Annotated in this window: 21 protein-coding genes; 17 read left to right on the plus strand and 4 right to left on the minus strand. The window is 73.0% G+C overall.

The annotated features are described in order from the left end of the window. Window positions 1-90: 90 nt before the first annotated feature. The gene (locus ETD96_RS19055) at window positions 91-882 is read right to left on the minus strand and encodes a hypothetical protein (protein WP_205719343.1); all 792 of its coding nucleotides are present in this window, start codon (window positions 880-882) and stop codon (window positions 91-93) included. Window positions 883-1,021: 139 nt separating this feature from the next. On the opposite strand from ETD96_RS19055, the gene ETD96_RS19060 reads away from it, so the two are divergent. The 11 genes from ETD96_RS19060 (at window position 1,022) to ETD96_RS19110 (ending at window position 14,438) form a co-directional block, all read left to right on the plus strand. Then, on the plus strand, window positions 1,022-1,621 hold the full coding sequence (locus ETD96_RS19060) for a PadR family transcriptional regulator (protein WP_138637818.1): 600 nt from the start codon (window positions 1,022-1,024) through the stop codon (window positions 1,619-1,621). Then, complete coding sequence (locus tag ETD96_RS19065) at window positions 1,618-2,334, plus strand: ABC transporter ATP-binding protein (protein WP_138637819.1); 717 nt, start codon at window positions 1,618-1,620, stop codon at window positions 2,332-2,334. Before ETD96_RS19060 ends, ETD96_RS19065 begins: the two co-directional genes overlap by 4 nt. Beyond that, window positions 2,331-4,313, plus strand: a complete 1,983-nt coding sequence (locus ETD96_RS19070) for an FtsX-like permease family protein (protein WP_138637820.1) — start codon at window positions 2,331-2,333, stop codon at window positions 4,311-4,313. The genes ETD96_RS19065 and ETD96_RS19070 overlap by 4 nt, the downstream gene beginning before the upstream one ends. A gap of 248 nt (window positions 4,314-4,561) precedes the next feature. Then, a complete protein-coding gene (locus ETD96_RS19075) occupies window positions 4,562-6,100 on the plus strand; it encodes a DUF2079 domain-containing protein (RefSeq protein ID WP_171069115.1) in 1,539 nt (512 codons plus the stop codon). Between the two features lie 332 nt (window positions 6,101-6,432). Beyond that, complete coding sequence (locus ETD96_RS19080; RefSeq protein WP_240807859.1) at window positions 6,433-7,071, plus strand: thymidylate synthase family protein; 639 nt, start codon at window positions 6,433-6,435, stop codon at window positions 7,069-7,071. Between the two features lie 169 nt (window positions 7,072-7,240). Next, window positions 7,241-8,830: a phosphoglycerate dehydrogenase gene (serA, locus tag ETD96_RS19085; RefSeq protein WP_138637822.1), complete on the plus strand. Its 1,590-nt coding sequence runs from the start codon at window positions 7,241-7,243 to the stop codon at window positions 8,828-8,830. 408 nt (window positions 8,831-9,238) lie between these two features. Beyond that, window positions 9,239-9,904 carry a (2Fe-2S)-binding protein gene (locus tag ETD96_RS19090; protein WP_138637823.1) on the plus strand — a complete coding sequence of 222 codons (666 nt, stop codon included), beginning with the start codon at window positions 9,239-9,241 and terminating at the stop codon, window positions 9,902-9,904. A gap of 43 nt (window positions 9,905-9,947) precedes the next feature. After that, window positions 9,948-10,997 (plus strand): 3-isopropylmalate dehydrogenase, encoded by a 1,050-nt coding sequence (locus tag ETD96_RS19095; protein WP_138637824.1) that lies wholly within the window; start codon window positions 9,948-9,950, stop codon window positions 10,995-10,997. Between the two features lie 165 nt (window positions 10,998-11,162). Further along, complete coding sequence (locus tag ETD96_RS19100; protein WP_138637825.1) at window positions 11,163-12,266, plus strand: branched-chain amino acid aminotransferase; 1,104 nt, start codon at window positions 11,163-11,165, stop codon at window positions 12,264-12,266. A gap of 236 nt (window positions 12,267-12,502) precedes the next feature. Beyond that, on the plus strand, window positions 12,503-14,080 hold the full coding sequence (gene cimA / locus ETD96_RS19105) for a citramalate synthase (RefSeq protein WP_138637826.1): 1,578 nt from the start codon (window positions 12,503-12,505) through the stop codon (window positions 14,078-14,080). 76 nt (window positions 14,081-14,156) lie between these two features. Further along, complete coding sequence (locus ETD96_RS19110) at window positions 14,157-14,438, plus strand: GNAT family N-acetyltransferase (RefSeq protein ID WP_138637827.1); 282 nt, start codon at window positions 14,157-14,159, stop codon at window positions 14,436-14,438. A 3-nt stretch (window positions 14,439-14,441) separates the two neighbouring features. Here the strand turns inward: ETD96_RS19110 and ETD96_RS19115 are convergent, their stop codons facing one another. Next, window positions 14,442-15,734, minus strand: a complete 1,293-nt coding sequence (locus ETD96_RS19115; protein ID WP_138637828.1) for a Crp/Fnr family transcriptional regulator — start codon at window positions 15,732-15,734, stop codon at window positions 14,442-14,444. A gap of 345 nt (window positions 15,735-16,079) precedes the next feature. Here ETD96_RS19115 and ETD96_RS45960 point away from each other — a divergent pair, with 345 nt between their 5' ends. Beyond that, on the plus strand, window positions 16,080-16,391 hold the full coding sequence (locus ETD96_RS45960) for a hypothetical protein (RefSeq protein ID WP_205719344.1): 312 nt from the start codon (window positions 16,080-16,082) through the stop codon (window positions 16,389-16,391). Between the two features lie 51 nt (window positions 16,392-16,442). Here ETD96_RS45960 and ETD96_RS19125 read toward each other — a convergent pair whose 3' ends face one another. Together ETD96_RS19125 and ETD96_RS19130 are read right to left on the minus strand one after the other, a co-directional pair. Next, window positions 16,443-17,102: a GNAT family N-acetyltransferase gene (locus tag ETD96_RS19125; RefSeq protein WP_138637829.1), complete on the minus strand. Its 660-nt coding sequence runs from the start codon at window positions 17,100-17,102 to the stop codon at window positions 16,443-16,445. A gap of 134 nt (window positions 17,103-17,236) precedes the next feature. After that, window positions 17,237-18,124 carry a GntR family transcriptional regulator gene (locus ETD96_RS19130; RefSeq protein ID WP_171069116.1) on the minus strand — a complete coding sequence of 296 codons (888 nt, stop codon included), beginning with the start codon at window positions 18,122-18,124 and terminating at the stop codon, window positions 17,237-17,239. Between the two features lie 241 nt (window positions 18,125-18,365). Here ETD96_RS19130 and ETD96_RS19135 point away from each other — a divergent pair, with 241 nt between their 5' ends. The 5 genes from ETD96_RS19135 to ETD96_RS19155 all read left to right on the plus strand — a co-directional run. Further along, on the plus strand, window positions 18,366-18,554 hold the full coding sequence (locus ETD96_RS19135) for a hypothetical protein (RefSeq protein WP_138637831.1): 189 nt from the start codon (window positions 18,366-18,368) through the stop codon (window positions 18,552-18,554). Between the two features lie 46 nt (window positions 18,555-18,600). After that, the gene (locus ETD96_RS19140) at window positions 18,601-19,011 is read left to right on the plus strand and encodes a hypothetical protein (protein ID WP_138637832.1); all 411 of its coding nucleotides are present in this window, start codon (window positions 18,601-18,603) and stop codon (window positions 19,009-19,011) included. A gap of 149 nt (window positions 19,012-19,160) precedes the next feature. Beyond that, entirely contained in the window at window positions 19,161-19,565 is a 405-nt protein-coding gene (locus ETD96_RS19145; protein ID WP_138637833.1) for a DUF6292 family protein, read from the plus strand. 183 nt (window positions 19,566-19,748) lie between these two features. Beyond that, window positions 19,749-20,120, plus strand: a complete 372-nt coding sequence (locus ETD96_RS19150; RefSeq protein ID WP_138637834.1) for a hypothetical protein — start codon at window positions 19,749-19,751, stop codon at window positions 20,118-20,120. Between the two features lie 83 nt (window positions 20,121-20,203). After that, on the plus strand, window positions 20,204-20,601 hold a 398-nt coding region (locus ETD96_RS19155; protein WP_205719345.1), incomplete at its 3' end, for a hypothetical protein.

The following is a 20,601-nucleotide window of genomic DNA, read 5'->3' on the forward strand; positions in this document are numbered from 1 at the left end:
ATGATGAGCTGGCTCAACGGCTGACCGTCCGCTCGACTGACCGGCGACCGGCGTGTCGCCCCGCGAACCGTGCGGGGCGGCACGCCGCGCTCATCGGGTGAGGCGGAGGCGGCGGAACCTGTTGAGCAGGGGCGGCCGCCCGGCGGTCTCGGCGACGGCCAGCGCCAGATGGCCGCCCTTGGTGAAGTAGACCCTGACGTCCTTGGCGTCGGCGGTGCGCCGCTGCTCGACGGTCTTCAGGTTCTCGCCGCGGACCGAGCCGAGGCGGGCCTCGCGCGTCACGCCGAGGCTCGTCGCGGTGACGTGCACGTCCCAGCGTCCCGGCTCGACGACGGCGGGGTCGGCGACGGCCTCGAACGCGCCGGGACGCTCCTGGCGGGGCTCGGCGAGGAAGCCGTGCTCCCGGCCGGACGTCCGTTCCCGCAGGATGACGTCCACGGCGGTCCGGTCGGTCTCGATGCGCTGCAGCGCCGCGAACCCGCGGATGCGGATCTTCCTGTTCTGCCAGGTGACGGCGTCCAGGCGGTGGTCGACGCCGACCTCGGCGGTGATGTCGGCGTCCTGGCGGGGGACGCCGCGCAGGTACGGGTACATGGCGTAGATCCGCCCGCCGACCACGACCGCGCCCGCCAGGACCCCCTTCGCCTCGTCGCTGATCAGCCGTTCCAGCTCGTCGTTCAGGCCGTGCTGGATGCAGAACGCCCTGAGCCTGACGGACGCGGGCATCGCGGCGCGGGCGGCGTCGCTGAGCCCCTCCTCGCCGATGACGCGGCGGGTGCCCTCCACGAGGCGCTCGCGCTGGACGCGGTCGAGGCTCAGGTAGCGGTGGTCGTACACGCGCAGGACGTCGCGCAACACGCTGATGGTGCAGTCCGAGGACACGGGTCTCTCCTGATTGGCCGGGGATCGGTGATTACGTTAAGCCTCCAAGTGATTGCACACAGTGAAATCCGCCTGGCGTGTCGCCCGGATGCATACTCGGTATTGCCCTAGCCATACGCGGTATGCATACTTGGTAGGTATGTCGATCCGTCATGGCCTCCTGGCACTGCTGTCCCAGGGGCCCCGCTATGGCTACCAGCTGCGCGCCGAGTTCGAGTCGTCCACCGGCGCCACCTGGCCGCTCAACATCGGCCAGGTCTACTCCACCCTGTCCCGCCTCGAACGCGACGAGCTCGTCACCCGCGTCGGCGCCGACGACGAGGGCCGCTTCGTCTACCGGATCACCCCGGCGGGCGAGGCGGACGTGCGGCGGTGGTTCGCCACCCCGATCGTCCGCGCCGACCGGCCCCGCGACGAGCTGGCGATCAAGCTGGCGATGGCCGTCACCACGCCCGGCGTGGACGTCGCCGAGGTCGTCCAGACCCAGCGCGGCGCCACCCTGCGCGCCCTGCAGGACCTCACCCGGCTGAAGGCCGACGCGCCCGCCGTCCCCGCCGAGCAGGGCGACCGCGCGTGGCGGCTCGTCCTGGAATCCATGATCTTCCAGGCGGAGGCCGAGGTGCGCTGGCTCGACCACTGCGAGACCTACGTGGCCCGCGCCACGCCTCCGGCACCGCCGCCGACGCCGGCGCCGACCCCGAACGTCCCGGCGGAGACCGATGAGGAGGCCCGCCGATGACCCTGCTCGCCCTGCGGGACGTCTCCCGCGACCACGGCAGCGGCCCCGGCCTCGTGCACGCCCTCGCGGGAGTGACGCTGGACGTCGCCGAGGGCGAGTTCGTCGCGGTGATGGGCCCGTCCGGTTCCGGCAAGTCGACCCTGCTGACGCTCGCCGGCGGGCTCGACACCCCGACGTCCGGGCAGGTCCTCGTGGCCGGCGCCGACCTCGGCGCGCTCGGCCGCGCCGCCCGCTCGGCGCTGCGCCGCCGCGCCGTCGGCTACGTCTTCCAGGACCTCAACCTCATCCCCAGCCTGACCGCCGCCGAGAACGCCATGCTGCCGCGCGAGCTGGACGGCGTCCGCGCCCGCAAGGCCCGCCGGGAGGCGCTGGAGGCGCTGGAGGAGGTCGGCGTCGGCGACCTCGCCGACCGCTACCCCGACGAGATGTCCGGCGGCCAGCAGCAGCGCGTCGCGATCGCCCGGGCGCTGGTCGGCGACCGGCGGCTCGTCCTCGCCGACGAGCCGACCGGCGCGCTCGACAGCCACACCGGCGAGGACGTCATGCGGGTGCTGCGGGGCCGCTGCGACGCGGGCGCGTCCTGCCTGATGGTGACGCACGAGTCGCGGCACGCCGCCTGGGCCGACCGGGTCGTGTTCCTGCGCGACGGCCGGCTCGTCGACGCCACCCCCGCCCGCACCGGCCCCGAGACCCTGCTGCAGGAGACGACGTGACCCGCTACGGATTCGCCTTCCGCCTCGCGCGGCAGGACGCGCTGCGGTCGAAGGGCCGCACCGCGCTGGTGCTGTGCATGATCGGCCTGCCGGTCGGCGCCGTCAGCGCCCTCGCGGTCCTGCGGGCGACGACCGCGGCGCGGGACGGCGCGGGCGGCGCGGGCGGCGCGGGCGCGGCGTCCGCCGCCGAGGCCGGCGTGCTGGCGCTGATCGTCGCGATGGCCGTGCTGGAGGTCGTGCTGCTGGCCGGGCCCGCGTTCGTGGTGGACGTCCGGCGGCGCCGCCGCGACCTCGCGCTCGTCGCCGCCGCCGGCGGGGCCGGCCGGCACCTGCGCGCCGTCGTGCTGACGAGCGGCGTCCTCCTCGGCGGGTCCGCGGCGCTCGGCGGGGCCGTGCTCGGCGTCGCGGGAGCGGCCGCCGTCAAGTGGATCGCCGAGGCCCGGGGCCCGGCCCCGCTCGGCCCGTTCACCGTGCCGTGGCTCCTGCTCGCCGCAGCCGTGCTGCTCGGCGCGGGCAGCGGGCTGGCGGCCGCGCTGGTCCCGGCCGCGCAGGCCGCCCGGATGGACGTCGTCGCGGCCCTCGCCGAGCGCCGCGAGCCGCCCGCCCCGGGCCGCCGGGGCTGGCCCGTCGCCGGGGCCGTGCTCGTCGCCGCGGGCGTGGCGCTGTGCCTGGAGGGCGTCCGGAGGTGGCGCGAGTTCGGCGCCGCGATCGGCGCGGCGGCGATCATCATCGGGCTCGTGCTCGCCTGCCCGTGGCTCATCGGCGCGGCCGGGCGGCTCGCGCACCGGCTGCCGCTGCCGCTCCGCCTCGCCGTCCGGGACGGCGCCCGCAACCGGGCCCGCACCGCGCCCGCGGTCGCCGCGATCATGGCGGCCGTCGCCGGGATCACCGCGCTGGCCATCGGGGGCGCCAGCGACCTCCGGCAGGAGCAGGTCGAGTACCAGGCGCGGCTGCCCATGGGCTCGGCGCTGGTCCGGCCGCCGCTGGACCGGGCGGACCAGGTCGGGGCCGCCGTCCGGGGCGACCTGCCCGGCGTGCCCGTCCTGCCGCTGAAGGCCATGCCGGGGCAGGACGGGGTCTGCGCGTCCGACGACTGGTCGCAGTGCCCCTCGGTGAGCTTCGCCGCCGAACTCGACGGGGACGCCTCCTTCACCCTCATGGACAACGTGGTCGGCGGCGCCCGCGAGGCCAGGCTCGTCCTCGGCCGCGACGATCCCGCCGTCACGGCCGCGCTGGCCGAGGGCAAGATCGTGCTGTTCCGGGTCAAGCCCCTGGCCGGAGGGACGACCACGGCCAAGGTGTCGTACTGGGCGGACGACAAGGAGCACACCGTCCGGACGATCGAGAACCTGCCGGCGGTCGCCGCTCCCGGCGACCCGCACGTGCGGGCCATCGTGCCCCCGGCGGCCGCCGCGAAGATCGGGCTGCCCGTCCGGACGGAGGCGTTCGGCGTCGACCGCGCCGACCACCGCGTCACCGAGGCCGAGCAGGCGCGCCTGGACAAGACCCTCGACTCCTTCACCCGCGACGACGGTTCCGTCTACGTCGAGCGCGGCTTCACCGGGTCGTTCGGCAAGGTCACGCTGATGCTGGCGGGAGCGGCGGGGGTCCTCGCGCTGGGCGGGGCGCTGATCGCGACCGGCCTGGCGTCCGCCGACGCCCGGCCCGACCTCGCGACGCTCGGCGCCGTCGGCGCCCGGCCGGGCACCCGGCGGCTGCTGGCCATGGGGCGGGCCGCGTTCATCGCCGCGCTCGGCTGCTGGCTCGGCATCGCCGGCGGGCTCGTCCCCGGCATCGCGGTGGCGCGCCCGCTCACCAGCGAGGTCCAGGAGACGGGCGCGGCGGCGCACGGTGTGATCGTCGACATCCCGTGGACGCTGCTCCTCGCGGTCGGGGTCGGCATCCCGCTGCTCGTCGCGCTCGTCGCCGGGGCAACCTCCGCCTCCCGGCTCCCGGCGACCCGCCGCACCGCGGCCTAGGAGGCCCACGCCGCGACTTGGGAACGCCGCCCCACGGCCCGCCAGGCCCGCACCGCGGTCTGGCGGGCCCCGCTCGGGGAGTGGCGGGCCCGCTCGGGGAGTGCGGGCCGCACCTGGAGAGCGGCGGCTCGCACTTGGGGAGTGGCGGCTCGCGCCCGGGGAAAGGCGCGGTCATGGAGCCGCGCCGACCGGGGAAACGCGCGGGCCGGAACTCAGCCGCGCGCCGGACCGGTGGTAGCGTCCGGCGCGTGGCCGAGGTCGTCGTGGCGCAGGAACCCGTCGGGGAGGTTCCGGCCGGCACCGGGGGAGGCGCCCGGCGCCGTCCCCGCCCGCCGCTCGCCGCGCTGATCGCGGCGAGCGCGCTGCTGTACGCGGCGTACGCGCTGATGCGGCTGCGCGCCTTCCGGACCGGAAGCTACGACCTGGTGATCTTCGACCAGGCGGTCCGCTCCTACAGCCGGTTCGACCTGCCGGTCGCCATGGTGAAGGGCGTCCACAACGGCTTCGGGCCCGGCTTCTCCGTCCTCGGCGACCACTTCTCGCCGATCCTGGCGCTGCTCGCGCCGCTCTACTGGATCCACGACGGCCCCGAGACGCTGCTGGTCGCGCAGGCCGTGCTGCTCGCGCTCGCGATCTGGCCGATCTGGCGGTACACCGAGCGCAGGCTCGGGCCCGGCGCCGCGTACTGCGCGGCGGGCGCCTACGCGCTGTCCTGGCCGATCGCCGAGGCGCTCGCGTTCGACTTCCACGAGGTCGCGTTCGTCCCGCTGCTGTCGGCGCTGCTGGTCGAGCGGTACGACGCCGGGCGGCGCGTCCACGCGGCGCTGGCGGCGGCCGCGCTGCTGCTCGTCAAGGAGGACATGGGGCTCCTCCTCACGGGCTTCGGCCTCTACCTGCTCACCCGGCCCGACGAGCCGGACGGCGAGCGGCGGCGGCTGCGCGACCTGCTGCCCCGGGGCGACCGCCGGGCCGGCCTCGCCTACGCGGCGGTCGGGCTGTGCGCCACCTGGGTCAGCTCGCGCGTGCTCATCTCGGCCTTCGGCGGCGACAACGGCTACTACTGGGCGTACGGGGCGCTCGGCCCCGACGTGCCGCACGCCGCCGTCCACGCCCTCACCCAGCCGTGGGACGTCGCCGCCGTGCTCGTCGACCCGCCGCAGAAGGTGCTGACGATGGCGCTGGTCGTCCTGCCGCTGCTCCTGCTGCCGCTGGCGTCCCCGCTGACCCTCACCGCCGTGCCGCTGCTCGCCGAGCGGATGCTCGCGAGCAGCTTCGGCAACTGGTGGGAGCCCCACTACCACTACAACGCGTTCATCGTCGCCGTGCTCGTCCTCGCGGCGGTGGACGGGGCCGCGCGGCTGCGCGGGCGCTGGGGGAGGGCGCGGCGCGTGCCGCCCGTCCTGCCGATGGCCGGAGTGCTGGCCGCGACGCTCGTCTGCGTGCCGTTCTTCGCCTACCGGCACCTGGCCGACCCGGCGCTGTGGCGGCAGAACGAGCGGGCCCGCGCGGCCGCGGCGGCGGCCGCGACGATCCCCGACGGCGCGCTCGTCGAGGCGGCCAACGGCGTCGGGCCCGCGCTGACGTCCCGCGCCCGCGTCCTGCTGTGGGACGAGCGGTCGCGCGGGGCGCCCTGGGTGGTCGCCTACGTCGGGCGGCTGGAGTTCCCGTTCCCGTCGGTCGCCGACCAGCGGCGGCGCGTCGCCGAACTGGAGGCCGCCGGGTACCGGACGGTCTTCCGGCAGTCCGGATACATCGTGCTGCACCGCGACGGCCCCGATCCCTGGTGACCCGACCGTTTGGGCGGATTGTCCAGTGACCGATGGACGACATCGCGGTCAGAATTCCAGTGAAGGTACCGTTCGGATAAATATCCCTATCGTTTCTGGGTACTTTGCCTGATACTTGAAGAAAGCCGTGACGGCCGCGGCCACTGCGTGGAGAACCTGCGCGAACACCCGTGTGACCGCCGCCGGAGCGGGTCCTGGGGCGGAGCGGATGAGCGGTGTGAGGCTGATCGAGGTCAACGGACGGACGCCGGCCGGAGGCGGTGCGCAATTCCCCGCCGGCGCGGCAATCGCGCGGCTAGTCAATTTTCTGAATAACGGTGCGGAGTCATGACATGCCGCCGCATGGGGACAAGGACGTCCGGCGCTGGGAGACGTGCGGCCTGGCGTGGATCGGCGTGCTGCGGCACGTCTGGTCCGCCGGCGAGGCCGGGCTGGAGGACGGCGGCCCCATCATCGAGGGGCCCCCGCTGCTGTTCGAGGTCAGCTCGCTGAGCTGGGAGGACCCGATCCTCCACGAGTACGGCGACCACGCGCGCCTGGTCCGGCGCGCCCAGGAGCGCACCCGCCGCGTCGTCCGCGGCCGGTACTGGCCCCGGCTGCACGACCTGGACGGGCACGACCAGATCCGCTGGGTGGTCGACCTGCTGCGGGCCAGGCCGTGGACGACCAGCGCGTGGATCTCGCTGACGATCCCGGGCGAGCCGGCCGACGGGCTGCCGGCGCTGACCGCGCTGTCGTTCCGGATCCGTGGCTACCGGCTGACCATGACCGCGATGTTCCGGTCGCAGAACGTCCACCGCGGCTACCTGATGTACATCCCGCTGCGCGAGGTGCAGCTCGGCGTCGCCGAGGAGCTCGGGCTGCCCGCCGGGCCGCTGCGGGTGTTCGTGGACGTCCCGCACGTGCACGTCGCCGACGCCGAGCGGGTGGCGTCCGTGCTCGCCGCCGTCCCGGAACCGAACGCGGCCTGACAGAACGGGGCGAACCCGTAGTTACCGGTGAGTCTTTCCCTGCCGGGAACCGGCGCGGCCCCCTGGTTATAGACTCGTCTGCCGGGGGCGAGGTCCACGACGAGGTGACTCGCGACTTCACCTGCACACAGCACACGAACATCCCACTTTTCCGAAGGACTGTTTCCTCTTGAGCAAGCCCGTCGTCCTCGTCGCAGAAGAACTCTCCCCGGCCGGCATCGCCGTGCTGGAGGCCGACTTCGACGTCCGGAGCGTCGACGGCGGTGACCGCGAGCAGCTGCTCCCGGCCGTCGCCGACGTCGACGCCCTGATCGTGCGCAGCGCCACCAAGGTCACCGCCGAGGTGTTCCAGCACGCCAAGAAGCTCCGGGTCGTCGCCCGCGCCGGCGTCGGCCTCGACAACGTCGACGTGGAGGCCGCCACCAAGGCCGGCGTCATGGTCGTCAACGCGCCCACCTCCAACATCGTCACCGCCGCCGAGCACGCGATCGCGCTGCTCCTCGCCACCGCGCGCAACGTCCCGCAGGGGCACGCCGCGCTCAAGCAGGGCGAGTGGAAGCGCTCGAAGTACACCGGCGTCGAGATGCAGGGCAAGACCGTCGGCGTCCTCGGCCTCGGCCGGATCGGCGTCCTGGTCGCCCAGCGCCTCGCCGCCTTCGACATGAACGTGATCGCGTTCGACCCCTATGTGCAGGCCGCCCGCGCCGCGCAGCTCGGCGTCAAGCTCGTCACGCTCGACGAGCTGCTCCGCGAGAGCGACTTCATCACCGTCCACCTGCCGAAGACCCCCGAGACGCTCGGCCTGGTCGGCGACGCCGAGCTTCACAAGGTCAAGCCGAACGTGCGGATCGTCAACGCCGCCCGCGGCGGGATCGTCGACGAGCAGGCCCTCGACCTCGCCCTCAAGGACGGCCGCGTCGCCGGCGCCGGGCTCGACGTGTTCAGCAGCGAGCCCTGCACCGACAGCCCGCTGTTCCACCACGACAACGTCGTGGTCACCCCGCACCTCGGCGCCAGCACCCACGAGGCGCAGGAGAAGGCCGGCACGCAGGTCGCCCGCTCGGTGAAGCTCGCGCTGTCCGGCGAGTTCGTGCCGGACGCCGTCAACGTGCAGGGCGGCGCGGTCGCCGAGGACGTCAAGCCCGGCCTGCCGCTCGCCGAGAAGCTCGGCCGCATCTTCACCGCCCTCGCCGGCGGCGTCCCCGTCCGGCTCGACGTCGTCGTCCGCGGCGAGATCGCCGAGCACGACGTGAAGGTGCTGGAGCTCGCCGCGCTCAAGGGCGTCTTCGTGGACGTCATCGAGGAGGCCGTGACCTTCGTCAACGCGCCGCTGCTGGCCCGCGACCGCGGCGTCGAGGTCACCCTCACCACCTCCGAGGACAGCCCCGACTGGCGCAACGTCGTGCAGGTGCGCGGCACGATGGCCGACGGCGACGTCGTCTCGGTCTCCGGCACGCTCACCGGCCCGAAGCACGCCGAGCGCATCATCGAGATCAACGGCTACAACATGGAGCTCGTCCCGACCGAGCACATGGCGTTCTTCTCCTACGTCGACCGCCCCGGCATCGTCGGCGCCGTCGGCAAGCTGCTCGGCGACGAGCAGGTCAACATCGCCGGCATGCAGGTCGGCCGGGACGCCAAGGGCGGCAAGGCGCTGATCGCGCTCACCGTCGACTCCGCCATCGCGCCGCAGCTCGTGGAGGCCATCACCCGCGAGGTCGGCGCCGACATGGGCCGCCGCGTCGACCTGGAGGGCTGACGCCCGCCCGCTCATCTCACATACTGAGAACCTCCGCCACGGATCGGGACAACCCGCCGTGGCGGAGGTATTCTCGCAGGTAGTCATGCGGCGCTTCGTAGTAATCCTTCGCTGCCGCAGCGGGGCCTGATCATCGGCAGGCCGGCACCCGCTGCGGAGGCTCTGCCTGGCCGTGAGCCCGATTTTCGCGCCGGACCGTGCGACCCCACGCTCCCGGCAGGCCCTCCCGCCACAGCACAGCGAATCTGGAGCATTTGCCATGGACGACACCTGGAACAACACCCCGGCCGAAGAAGCCGAAGAAGAGGCCACCCGAGCCCTGCAGACCGCCCTGGACCGTAGGGCGGAATAGCCCTCCATAGTCCCGCCCGTCCCGCTCGTCCTGGCGCGGGGTGCGAGACTTGGCCGGTGGACGTTGCCGAGGGCGATGAGGTCGCCCGGCTTTTGTGTGAGGTCGATCGGCTGGGGCCCTACTTCGTGCTCCTCACGGACGACGTGGACGGCGGCGCTTGGCGCCCGTTCGCCGGGGACGTCGAGCGGCTGCGGGAACTGACCCGCGATCACGCCGTGCGGCTCCGGACGCAGGAGCGGCGGGTCGCCGCCTCCCTGCTGTTCCAGGGGCTCGCGGCGCGGTTGTGGTCGCCGGTCGCCGCGTCGGCGGCGGGCGGGCTCGTGCCCGACCTCGGGGACCTGCGGTGGTCGTGGGCGCCCGGCGAGCCGATCAGGCTCGGCGTTCCGGAGCCGCGCGGGTGGCGGGTCGAGGGCGCGGCTGAAGCCGCCTCCGTGATCCATCCCATGGTCGTGGACGGCGCTCTCCGGCCGTTGCTGGCGGCGATGTCCGAGTTCGTCCGGCTCGCGGACGGGCTGGCCTGGGGGAACGCGGCGTCCGCGCTGGCGGGCACTCTGCGGGTGCCGGGGTCGCCGGTGCGGGGCGCGCTGGTGCGCGACCTGCTCGCGCGGGAGCCGCTGGCGGAGGCCCTGGACGACCGGTTCGTCCGCCGGAGCTGCTGCCTGTACTACCGGGTGCCCGGCGGCGGGAAGTGCGGAGATTGCGGGCTGTTGACCGAATCGTGAGACGCAAGCCCAAGCATTGAGACGTTTGCAGTAGAGTGCGCGCATGGCTTCGCGCAGCATTCGTCTGGCCGTCATCCCCGGTGACGGGATCGGCCCCGAGGTGGTCGCCGAGGGACTGAAGGTCCTCGACGCCGTGTCCGGCGACCTCACGTTCGAGCAGACCTCCTACGACCTGGGCGCCGCCCGCTGGCACCGGACGGGGGAGACGCTGCCCGACTCGGTGCTGGCCGAGCTGCGCGAGCAGGAGGTCATCCTGCTCGGCGCCGTCGGCGACCCGAGCGTGCCCAGCGGGACGCTGGAGCGCGGGCTGCTGCTGCGCACCCGCTTCGAGCTCGACCACTACGTCAACCTGCGGCCCGTGAAGCTGTTCCCGGGGGTCGCGACGCCGCTGGCCGGCGTGTCGCCCGCCGACATCGACATGGTCGTCGTCCGGGAGGGCACCGAGGGCCCGTACACCGGCGTCGGCGGGGTGCTGCGCAAGGGCACGCCGCACGAGGTCGCCACGCAGGAGAGCGTGAACACCGCGTTCGGGGTCGAGCGGGTCATCCGGTACGCGTTCGAGGTCGCGGCGTCCCGGCCGCGCAAGAAGCTCACGCTCGTCCACAAGGACAACGTCCTGACCTTCGCCGGCGACCTGTACCAGCGGGTCCTCAAGCGGGTCGGCGAGGAGTACCCGCAGATCGCCACGGACTACGTCCACGTCGACGCGGCCACGATGTTCTTCGTCAACCAGCCGCAGCGGTTCGACGTGGTCGTCACCGACAACCTGTTCGGCGACATCATCACCGACATCGGCGCCGCGATCGCGGGCGGGATCGGGCTCGCCGCGTCCGGCAACGTCAACCCCGACCGGACGGCGCCGTCGATGTTCGAGCCGGTGCACGGCAGCGCGCCCGACATCGCCGGGCAGGGCAAGGCCGACCCGACCGCCACGATCCTGTCCGTCGCCATGCTGCTCGACCACCTCGGCGAGGGCGACGCCGCCCGCCGGGTCGAGCAGGCCGTCTCCGACGACCTGGCCGAGCGCGCCGCCCTGGGCGCCCGGTCCACGTCCCAGATCGGCGACGCGATCGCCAAGCGAGTATCCGGGTAGGGCACGCCGCCTGTCCGGACGGACCGGGCGTGCCCTCGCGGCGCGCCCGGTTTTCGGCATGCGCCGCGCGTGGAGGAGCAGGTCTAGACGAAGTACGACAATAGGGATGAGAGACGCCACAGCGGCGATGGGGCCGCCCGGCGATCCGCGAGAGGACGAACCGCGATGAGCGACACCCTGGAGTTCGAGATCACGCGCACCGAGCGGCCCGCGAGCGCCGCCGAGCGGGCCGCGGTCCTGGCCGATCCCGGCTTCGGCCGGCACTTCACCGACCACATGGTCACGATCAGGTACTCGGCCGAGCGCGGCTGGCACGACGCGAAACTCGAACCGTACGGGCCGATCCCGATGGACCCGGCCTCGCAGGTGTTCCACTACGCCCAGGAGCTCTTCGAGGGTCTCAAGGCCTACAAGCAGCCGGACGGGTCCATCGTCACCTTCCGGCCGTACATGAACGCGGCGCGGATGAACCGGTCCGCCAAGCGGATGGCGATGCCGGAGATCCCCGAGCAGCTGTTCGTCGACGCGATCGAGCTACTCGTCGGCACCGACCGGGACTGGGTCCCCGACGCCGAGGGCCACAGCCTCTACCTGCGGCCGTTCATGTTCGCCACGACCCGCGCGCTCGGCGTCAACAGCCCCGCGAACGAGTTCCTGTTCATGGTGATCGCGTCGCCGTCCGGGCTGTATTACCCGCGCGGGATCAAGCCCGTCTCGGTGTGGCTGTCGCAGGACTACACCCGCGCCGCCCCCGGCGGGACGGGCGAGGCCAAGTTCGGCGGCAACTACGCGGCGTCGTTCGCCGGGCAGGCCGAGGCCGTCGCGCAGGGCTGCGACCAGGTCGTCTGGCTCGACGCGGTGGAGCACCGCTGGGTCGAGGAGGTCGGCTCGATGAACCTCATGTTCGTCTACGGCTCCGGCGCGGACGCCCGGCTGCTCACCCCCGCGCTCACCGGCACGCTGCTCGCCGGCATCACCCGCGACTCGATGCTCAAACTGGCGCCCGACCTCGGGGTCCCGGCCGCCGAGGGCAAGATCAGCATCGAGGAGTGGCAGCAAGGCTGCGAGTCCGGCGAGATCACCGAGGTGTTCGGCTGCGGCACCGCCGCGATCATCAGCCCGGTCGGCCGGGTCAAGGGCCGGGACCGGGAGTGGACGATCGGCGACGGCGAGCCCGGCGAGATCTCGATGCGGCTCCGCCAGGAGCTGGTCGGCATCCAGTATGGCACCCGCCCCGACCCCTACGGCTGGGTCCACAAACTCGTCTGACCTGCGGGTTCATGGGCCCCGGCCGACCGTGCGCCGGGGCCCCGCCGTCTCATCATCCGAGACGGATGTCCCAAACAATCGACGCGTATGGCAGACTGGAGCGCATCATGCGCAACAGCCTCGTCATTATCGGCTGGCGCGCCGGCAGCTAACGGGACACCGCCGGCGCGCAGACCTCTCACGTCCGTGAGGGGTCTTTTTTGTGCCCTGGCGCCACCCTCTGGGGGTTCTCACCTATGCAAGGCGACGCGTTCCACGTCTACGACACCACCCTGCGCGACGGGTCCCAGCAGGAGGGGCTCAACCTCTCCGTGCCCGACAAGCTCGCCATCGCGCGGCACCTCGACGACCTGGGCGTCGGCTTCATCGAGGGCGGCTGGCCGGGCGCCAACCCCAAGGACACCGAGTTCTTCAGGCGCGCTCGAACAGAGCTCGACCTGAGGCACGCGCGGCTCACCGCGTTCGGCGCGACCCGCCGGGCCGGGGTGAAGGCGGCCGACGACCCCCAGGTCGCCGCCCTGCGCGAATCCGGCGCGTCCGTCGTGACCCTTGTCGCCAAGAGCCACGACAGGCACGTCGAGCTGGCCCTCCGCACCACCCTGGAGGAGAACCTCGCGATGATCCGCGACACGGTCTCCCACCTGCGTGCGGAGGGCCAACGAGTCTTCCTGGACGCCGAGCACTTCTTCGACGGCTACCAGGCCAACCGCGCCTACGCGCTGGAGGCCGTCCGCACCGCCGCCGAGGCCGGCGCGGACGTCGTCGCGCTCTGCGACACCAACGGCGGCATGCTGCCGGACGAGCTGGCCGAGGTCGTCCACGAGGTCGTCGGGTACGGCGTCCGCGTCGGCATCCACTGCCACGACGACTCCGGCTGCGCGGTGGCGAACACGCTCGCCGCGGTGAAGGCCGGCGCCACCCACGTGCAGGGCTGCGCCAACGGCTACGGCGAGCGCAGCGGTAACGCCAACCTGTTCACCGTCGTCGGCAACCTGCAGCTCAAGCGCGGCATGAACCTCGTGTCGGACGCGCAGCTCGCCGAGATGACCCGGATCGCGCACGCCGTCTCCGAGGTCACCAACGTCGCGCCTAGCTCGCAGCAGCCCTACGTGGGCGTGTCGGCGTTCGCGCACAAGGCGGGCCTGCACGCGTCGGCGGTCAAGGTCGACCCGGACCTGTACCAGCACATCGACCCGGCCGCCGTCGGCAACGACATGCGGATGCTGGTGTCGAGCATGGCGGGGCGCGCGTCCGTCGAGCTGAAGGGCCGCGAGCTCGGCTACGACCTGTCCGGCGAGAAGGCCAAGGACGTCGTCGCCAAGGTCAAGGAGCTGGAGTCCACCGGCTACACCTTCGAGGCCGCGGACGCCTCGTTCGAGCTGCTGCTGCGCGAGGAGCTGACCGGCGTCCGGCAGCGGCACTTCGAGGTCGAGTCGTGGCGGTCGATCGTGGAGCGCCGCCCCGACGGCTCCATGGTCAGCGAGGCCACCGTCAAGCTGCACGCCAAGGGCGAGCGGATCATCGCGACCGGCGAGGGCAACGGCCCCGTCAACGCCCTCGACAACGCGCTGCGCCTCGCGCTCGGCCGGCTGTACCCGGAGCTCGGGCGGCTGGAGCTGGTCGACTACAAGGTCCGCATCCTGGAGGGCGCGCACGGCACCGACGCCCGGACCCGCGTGCTGATCGAGTCCGGCGACGGCGAGCGCGAGTGGGGCACGGTCGGCGTCGAGGACAACGTCATCGCCGCGTCCTGGCAGGCCCTGGAGGAGGCCGTCACCTACTGCCTGCTGCGCGCCGGCCACGAGGCCGGCTGAGGCCGCCCGCCGCGCGCGGCCGCGCTCGGGACGCCCCGTCGGGGAATGCCACCGGCCTGCGGGGCATTATCGGGGCATGAGCACCGAGATCACGGACAACGCCGAGAAGAGCCGCTACGAGATCAGGGTGGACGGAGACCTCGCCGGGTTCGCCGAGTACGAGCACGGGGAGGGCTCCGTCGTCTTCACCCACACCGAGGTCGACTCGGCGTTCGAGGGCAAGGGCATCGGGAGCGCGCTCGCCCGCGGCGCGCTGGACGACGTGCGGGGCACGGGCCGGACGGTCGTCCCGCTGTGCCCGTTCATCAAGAAGTGGATCGAGAAGCACCCCGACTACCAGGACCTCGTGGCCTCCTGACCCTCACACCGCGCGGAGCCGGGACGCGCCGCCCTCCAGCATCAGCCACGCCGACAGCGACGCCTCCTTCAGCCGGACCCTGACCCGCGAGTAGCGGCCCGGGTCGACGAGGCCGGGGGCGGGCGTGATCACCGTGTCGTACACGAAGTCGGACGTGACGAACGCCAGGTCGGCGCCGGTCTCGGCGACGCGGCGCTTCACCGCCGGGGCGTCCACCATCCGCCGCGTCGTGATGATGGCCGTCCCGGCGACGCCCTTCGGGCCGCGCTGCACCGGGCCGACGTGCAGCGCGGCGCGCAGCTGCAGCCGGGTGGCCTCGGCGGCGCGCCGGTTGTGCCGCCGCAGCTCCGCGGCCAGGTGCGCGAGCATCGGGTCGACCACCGTGTCGGTCGGCGTGGTCGGCGGGACGACGACGAGCGCGCCGTCGCCGCGGTCCTCCTGGTAGAGCCGGCCGAAGTCGAGGCCGGACGCGGTGAACGCCTCGCCCATCAGGTCGTACATCGCGGACAGCACGTACTCGCGGTCGGCGTCGGTGCGCACCGGCGAGCTGAACCGCGTGATGTCGGTGATGAGGATCGAGCAGTTGCCCCGCACGTCCTGGACGTCGTGCTTCTCGACCTGCCGCCGGTAGACCTGCTGCTCCAGGACGGCCCGCACGCGCGGGTTGAGGTCCAGGAAGGCCCCGAACTCGTGGGCGCCGACGCGCAGCGCCTCGACGTCGCTCTCCGCCGTGACGGTCGCGGACCGGTCCCGCACCACCAGCGCCGCCCGCTCGCCGACCAGCTCCCCGGCGCCCCGGAACGCGATGATCCGCTGCTCGGCGCCCTCCCGGACCCACACCCGCGTCCAGCCGGACAGGATCACGATGACCTCGCCCGCGACCCCGCCCTCCCGGCACAGGACCTCCTCGGCGCGGTAGAGGTGCCGGTGCGCCCGTGCGGCGAGGTCGTACCGCTCGGCGGGCGTCAGCGCGTCCCAGAACGCCGTCGCCGCGCCGGCCGGCGCGGCCGGGTCGGGGACCGCGAGCATGCGGGGCGCCGCCGCGAGGACCGGCGGTCCGGGCGTCTCCCGCAGCGTGCCGGCCTTCAGGTACTGGACGAGGGCGTTGGCCACGGCCACCGCTGGAAACGTCAGGAATGTCAGGAACCCGCAGACGGCGGCGGTCGCCGAGCCGCCCACCGCGTATCCGAGCACCACGGCGGCGAGCGTCACCGCGGTGATGGCCTTCGCGTTCATCGTGCCCGCGTGCGAGGCCGTGCGCCTCCGCCACCGCGCCCTCCAGCGGTTCAGTTCCACGGAGTCTTCCTTCCCCCGGGAAGGCCGGGCGTAGTGTCACCCGGCCTCTCGGCGTCGGTTCCGTCCCCACGTCTCCCACTGAAGAGAGTAGAGCGAGATACATACGAAAGCCATACGATGACTGTCTAAAGCTCGGGAACGGTTATGTCACCTGATGGCAAGACGGAGATATCGTAGGTTTCTCGCCCCGCCCTCCGGGGAACCCTTCCCGTGCATGCTGTACGTTGGGCATGGATTTGCTGACGGAGGGCTGTATGGTCGCCTGACCGGCGGGGCATTCCGGTCCCGGCGCCGGAAGGGACGGGGCGGGCCGGGCTCCGCGCCCCCGGATAGGAGTGAGCGCTCATGACGACATCCCGAGCAGCCTCCGAGACCTCGGGCGGGTCCATGGACGCGGACGATCCCGGCCGCGCCGCGCCCGCCGGGAACCCGCGCGCGGAGGCGGTCCCGCACAGCGAGCGCGTCACGGTCAACCTGACCGGCAAGGCCGTCCAGGCCCTCCAGCGCCTCCAGGAGCAGACCGGCTACAACAAGACCGACTGCATCAACCGCGCGCTGATCATCGCCGGCGAGATCGAGGGCATGTCCCGCGAACCCGGCGCCTTCTACTGGCGCGAGACCCCCGACAGCGACCTCATGCTCGTCCGCTTCGTCTGATTCGCGTCGTGCGGCACGGCCGCGCGACGCCGGGGCGGCGGTTCGGTGACGTCAGGGGAAGTGGACGTCCTGCCGGGCGGGCGCCGGCTTCGCGAGCTGCTGCGGGGACTCCTCGGTGATGCGCCATGGGCGGTCCGCCCGGGACGCGGCGAGAGGTCTCTGGAAAAGGGCGCCCGAGGGTGTGTTGTCGCTGGTCGTGCGGATCGCGACATCGACGAAGCCCAAGCCGCGGTAGTAGTCGTGCAGCGCGTGGTTGTCCGTCCAGACGTCGATCCTGATCAGTTCCGCGTTCCGCTGCAGCGAGGCGCCCTTGAGGCCGGCCCAGTCGATCAGCTCGGCGCCGAGGCCCGTGCCCGCGTACCCCCGGTGGACGACGAGCCGGTGCAGGTAGACGGCCTCGGTCTCGCGCTCCTCCGCCGTCCAGAGCTCCTCCTGGCCGAGCGTCCTGATGGAGACGGTCCCGATCGGGTCGTCCGCGTCGAACAGCAGCCAGGTCTCCCCGTTGGCCAGGGCCTCGTGGACCCGCTTCATCCGCCCCTCCGGGCTCGGCCAGGGCCGCTCCCACTGCCGCGTGTCCTTCCCCCGCAGCCAGCCGGCCGCGTGGTCGATCAGGTCGAGGACGACGCGGAGCTCGTCCGGCCGGGCCGTGCGGATGCGGTACCTGGGATCAGCGGCCCGGCTGCGTCGGCGGGCCCCGGTGTCTGTGTCCACGTGCTCCTGACTCCGAGAAAAGACCGAGCCCCCGCCTCCCGGCCGGGCGACGGGAGCGCGAGGGCTCCCGTCCGGTCGGGAAGGGGGGCGTATGGGCAGTGTGGGACGGCCGCCGCGGCCGGGCGGCGGCCGGGCTATCCGCTTCCGGCGCCGTCGTCCGGCGGCGGTTCGTCCCCGGACTCCTCGGTGGACGCCAGACCGGGCGTCTTGAGGACGTCGAGGGGCACGTCGCCGTCGTTGTAGTGCAGCCGCGTGCGGTCCGCGGGCCAGACGGTCACGGTGACGCGGAACGCCTTGCCGTCGGAGGAGTAGGCGGTCCGGACGGTCTCGAACACGACGCTCGCCGCGGAGTCGCCGAGGCGGAAGAAGCGCTTCTCGTTCTCGTCCGGGACGCGGGCCTTGATCTCGTCGTGGAAGCCCACCTCGCGGTACCCGAGGGCCTCGCCCAGGTACGCCACGGCGCCCTCGGGGATGTCGCGCGGGTACAGCAGCCGGGACGCGCCGTTGGTGGCGAACTCCAGCGGGTAGAAGGACGTCTGCAGCACCCACGGCTTCTCGTCCAGGAAGATCTCCTGGTGCCGGGAGATGAACTCCGAGCCGGACTTCGTCTGCAGGTACCGGGCGATGACCTTGGTGCCCTCCTGGACCTCCACCTTGACCTGCGACACCGACGCGTTGCGGCCCGCGGGGATGGCGGCGTCGCGGTTGTACCAGTCGTCCGACACCGCGCCTGGCGCGAGCCCGAGCTCGACGGCGCGGAGCGTGACGTGGACGATGTCGGGCCGCGGCACGACGAACGTCCCCTTGCCCTGCTCCGAGACGACGTAGCCCTGCTGCCGGAGCCAGGCGAGCGCGTCCCGGACCGTGTTGCGGGACGCGCGGTAGTGCAGCTCCAGCTCCTTCTCGGGAGGGAGCGGGCGCCGCCCGGACGACCCGTCCTCGGGCGCGAGGTCCCCGGAGTCGATGCGCCGGCGCAGGTCGTCGGCGATGTCACGCCAGCGGAGAGGCGTCGTGCGGGCCATCGGATCCGCTCCCTTCCTGCCGGTTCGCGGTCCGGTCGTGCCGACCGCCGGATGAGCGGGACGTGCACGGAACCGGACTTCTGAACAAGTACTTCCCATCCCAGGTGTTTGCAATCCCAAGAAAGGGTACACCTTGACTGAGAAACTTGTTGGTACAAGTCGATGAAATGAGAACAGCGACAACGGTATCAGCAGGACGTCCCAGACGTAAGGCATATCGCGAACCCGGAGGAGGTTCACCATGACCGCGCTGGTCGCGCTGTGGATCCTGGTCCCCGCGGCGCTCTTCCTGACCCTGGTCCTCTACACCGTCGGCATCGGCCTCCGGACGCGGAACGCGGACCTGCGCGGCGAGGCCGCCGCGGCGGGGGCCGACGGCCGCGCGCCGCGGCTGGTCACCGTCCGCGGCCTGGACGGGCCGCGCACATGATCCCCGGTCGCCGCGGGGCGGGCCGCTGACCTAAGGAGCGTTCGAGGTGGAAGACAGCCGGATGGACACGGCGCCGAGCGCGCCGGAGCAGCGGGGCGCGCCGGTGCGGCCCGGCCGGCCGGACCCGCCCGCCGGGGCCGGTCCGGCGAGCGGCCTCCGTGCGGTGGGGGAGCACCTCCTGGTGGACGGGCCGGTCCTGATGGATCAGCCGGGCCCGGGGGCGGTTCCGGTGCTGAGCCTGACGCCGGTCCCCGAGCCGCGCGCGGCACGGGAGCCGTGGGACGGCGCCCTGCGCCTGGCGGTCACCGGGGTGACGGTCCTGGTGATCACGGCCGAGCTGGGGCGGCGGGCGGGCGCGCCGGCGCGGCTGACCGCGGTGTGCTCGGCCGGGGCGTGCGCCATGGCCGTCGGGCCGTGGCTCGTCCCGCAGCTCGTCCCCCGGCTCGCCTCGGCCTGACGCTTCGGAGAACAGGGGGTACTGAAGGGAGGAATGTGGTGAAAGGGGCTGTTTGGCCTGCCTTCAGCCAAATTTCTCCCTCAGAAACAGGACATATGGGATCAACTTCCCTCATACTTCGTAATGAGATCGAAGAGAGGGATGACCCAGTGATCGACCGAATTCGGCCCCTGCCTCACTCGGACCCCTTCGTCGACGCCACCCGTGCCTACATCACCCGGGTCGGCGATGAGCTGCAGGCGAGCGGGGTGGCCCTCCGCGACGTCTGGCTCGACCCGTGCAGCCCCCGGGACGCGACCTTCGTCCTCGGGCTCCGGGCCGTCGTGTGGAACGAGTCCGAGGGCTTCGTGCTCGGCGAGTTCGTCTCCGGGGAGCCCGGCGTGCGGACGGTGCTGCGCGACCCCGTGCGGCTCGGAGACGGCGTGCTGCCCGACCCGCGCTCGGTGGCGCGGGCGCTGGAGCGCGGCGGTGAGGGCGCGCCGGTCGCGCTGCGGTCCTACGGCGCCGGGCACGACGGCTTCGAGGACGCGCTGCTCCGCTACACCGCCGACTGAAAACCGGTCGTTCGCACGAACGAGGATGTTTCCATCGGTATCGGGGCGGCTACGCAGAAAGTTCGCCAAACTCGGCTAAACCGGTGGCGGATTTTGTGAACGGCGTCCAATATGGGGTCTGCACGGTACGCGTGGCGTTCCCGCGTGCCCGCGTCCATCGAACCGAATCGCCGGAGTGATCGCATGCCCGCTCGACCCTGGACCCCCGAGGACCTTGGGCGTCCCACGGACGGGACATGGGCCGACGTCGCCTTCGGCCTGGGCGAGATGTACGAGCACGAGGGCGACCTGGAGCAGGCCGCCGGCTGGTACCGGCGGGCCGCCGAGTCCGGCCGCGCCGACGCCGCGCTGCGCCTCGGCGCCGTGCTGGGGCGGATGGCCGACGCCGGGACCGCCGGCGACGCGGCCGGGGAGCTGATCGCCGAGGCCGCGCGCTGGCTCAGCGGGGCCCTCGACACCACCAGCACGGACGCCATCGAGCTCATCACCGACATGCTCAACCGGCAGCTGCGGCAGGCCGCGCGCCGCGGGCTGGAGCCCGCCCCGGCCGGCTGACGCCCTCCGCGCGCCGCCCGGTTCGATATGAACCGAACCGCTTCGCCCGTCGTCGGACTCCATGAGATCGACGACAGCGGAGGGTGGACGAGTTGAGCGGCGAGGAGCCCGGGTACGTGCCCCCGGACCACAAGACGACCGCCGAGTTCCGTGTCCCCGGCCGGGCCGCCGCGCCGGACGCCGGGACGGGCGGCGATGCCGCCCTCGTCGACGAACCCGCGGACGGCCCGGCGGACGCGACGGTCCAGGACGTCCCGGTGGACGATCTGGCCGGCGCCCCGGACGTCACCCTCGACGACGCCCTCCCGGTCGACGACCCGGAGGACGATCCGGAAGACGACCCCGAGGACGATCCCGAGGTGACGTCGCAGGATCTCGCCGCGGAGGGCCCCGGAGTGACGTCCCGCGATGCGCCGGAGAAGGCGTCCGCGACGGTCACCGACATCCGCCTCGAAGAGCACGCCCCGCCTCGGGAGGAGCC

The organism is Actinomadura geliboluensis (assembly GCF_005889745.1).
GTDB lineage: Bacteria > Actinomycetota > Actinomycetes > Streptosporangiales > Streptosporangiaceae > Spirillospora > Spirillospora geliboluensis.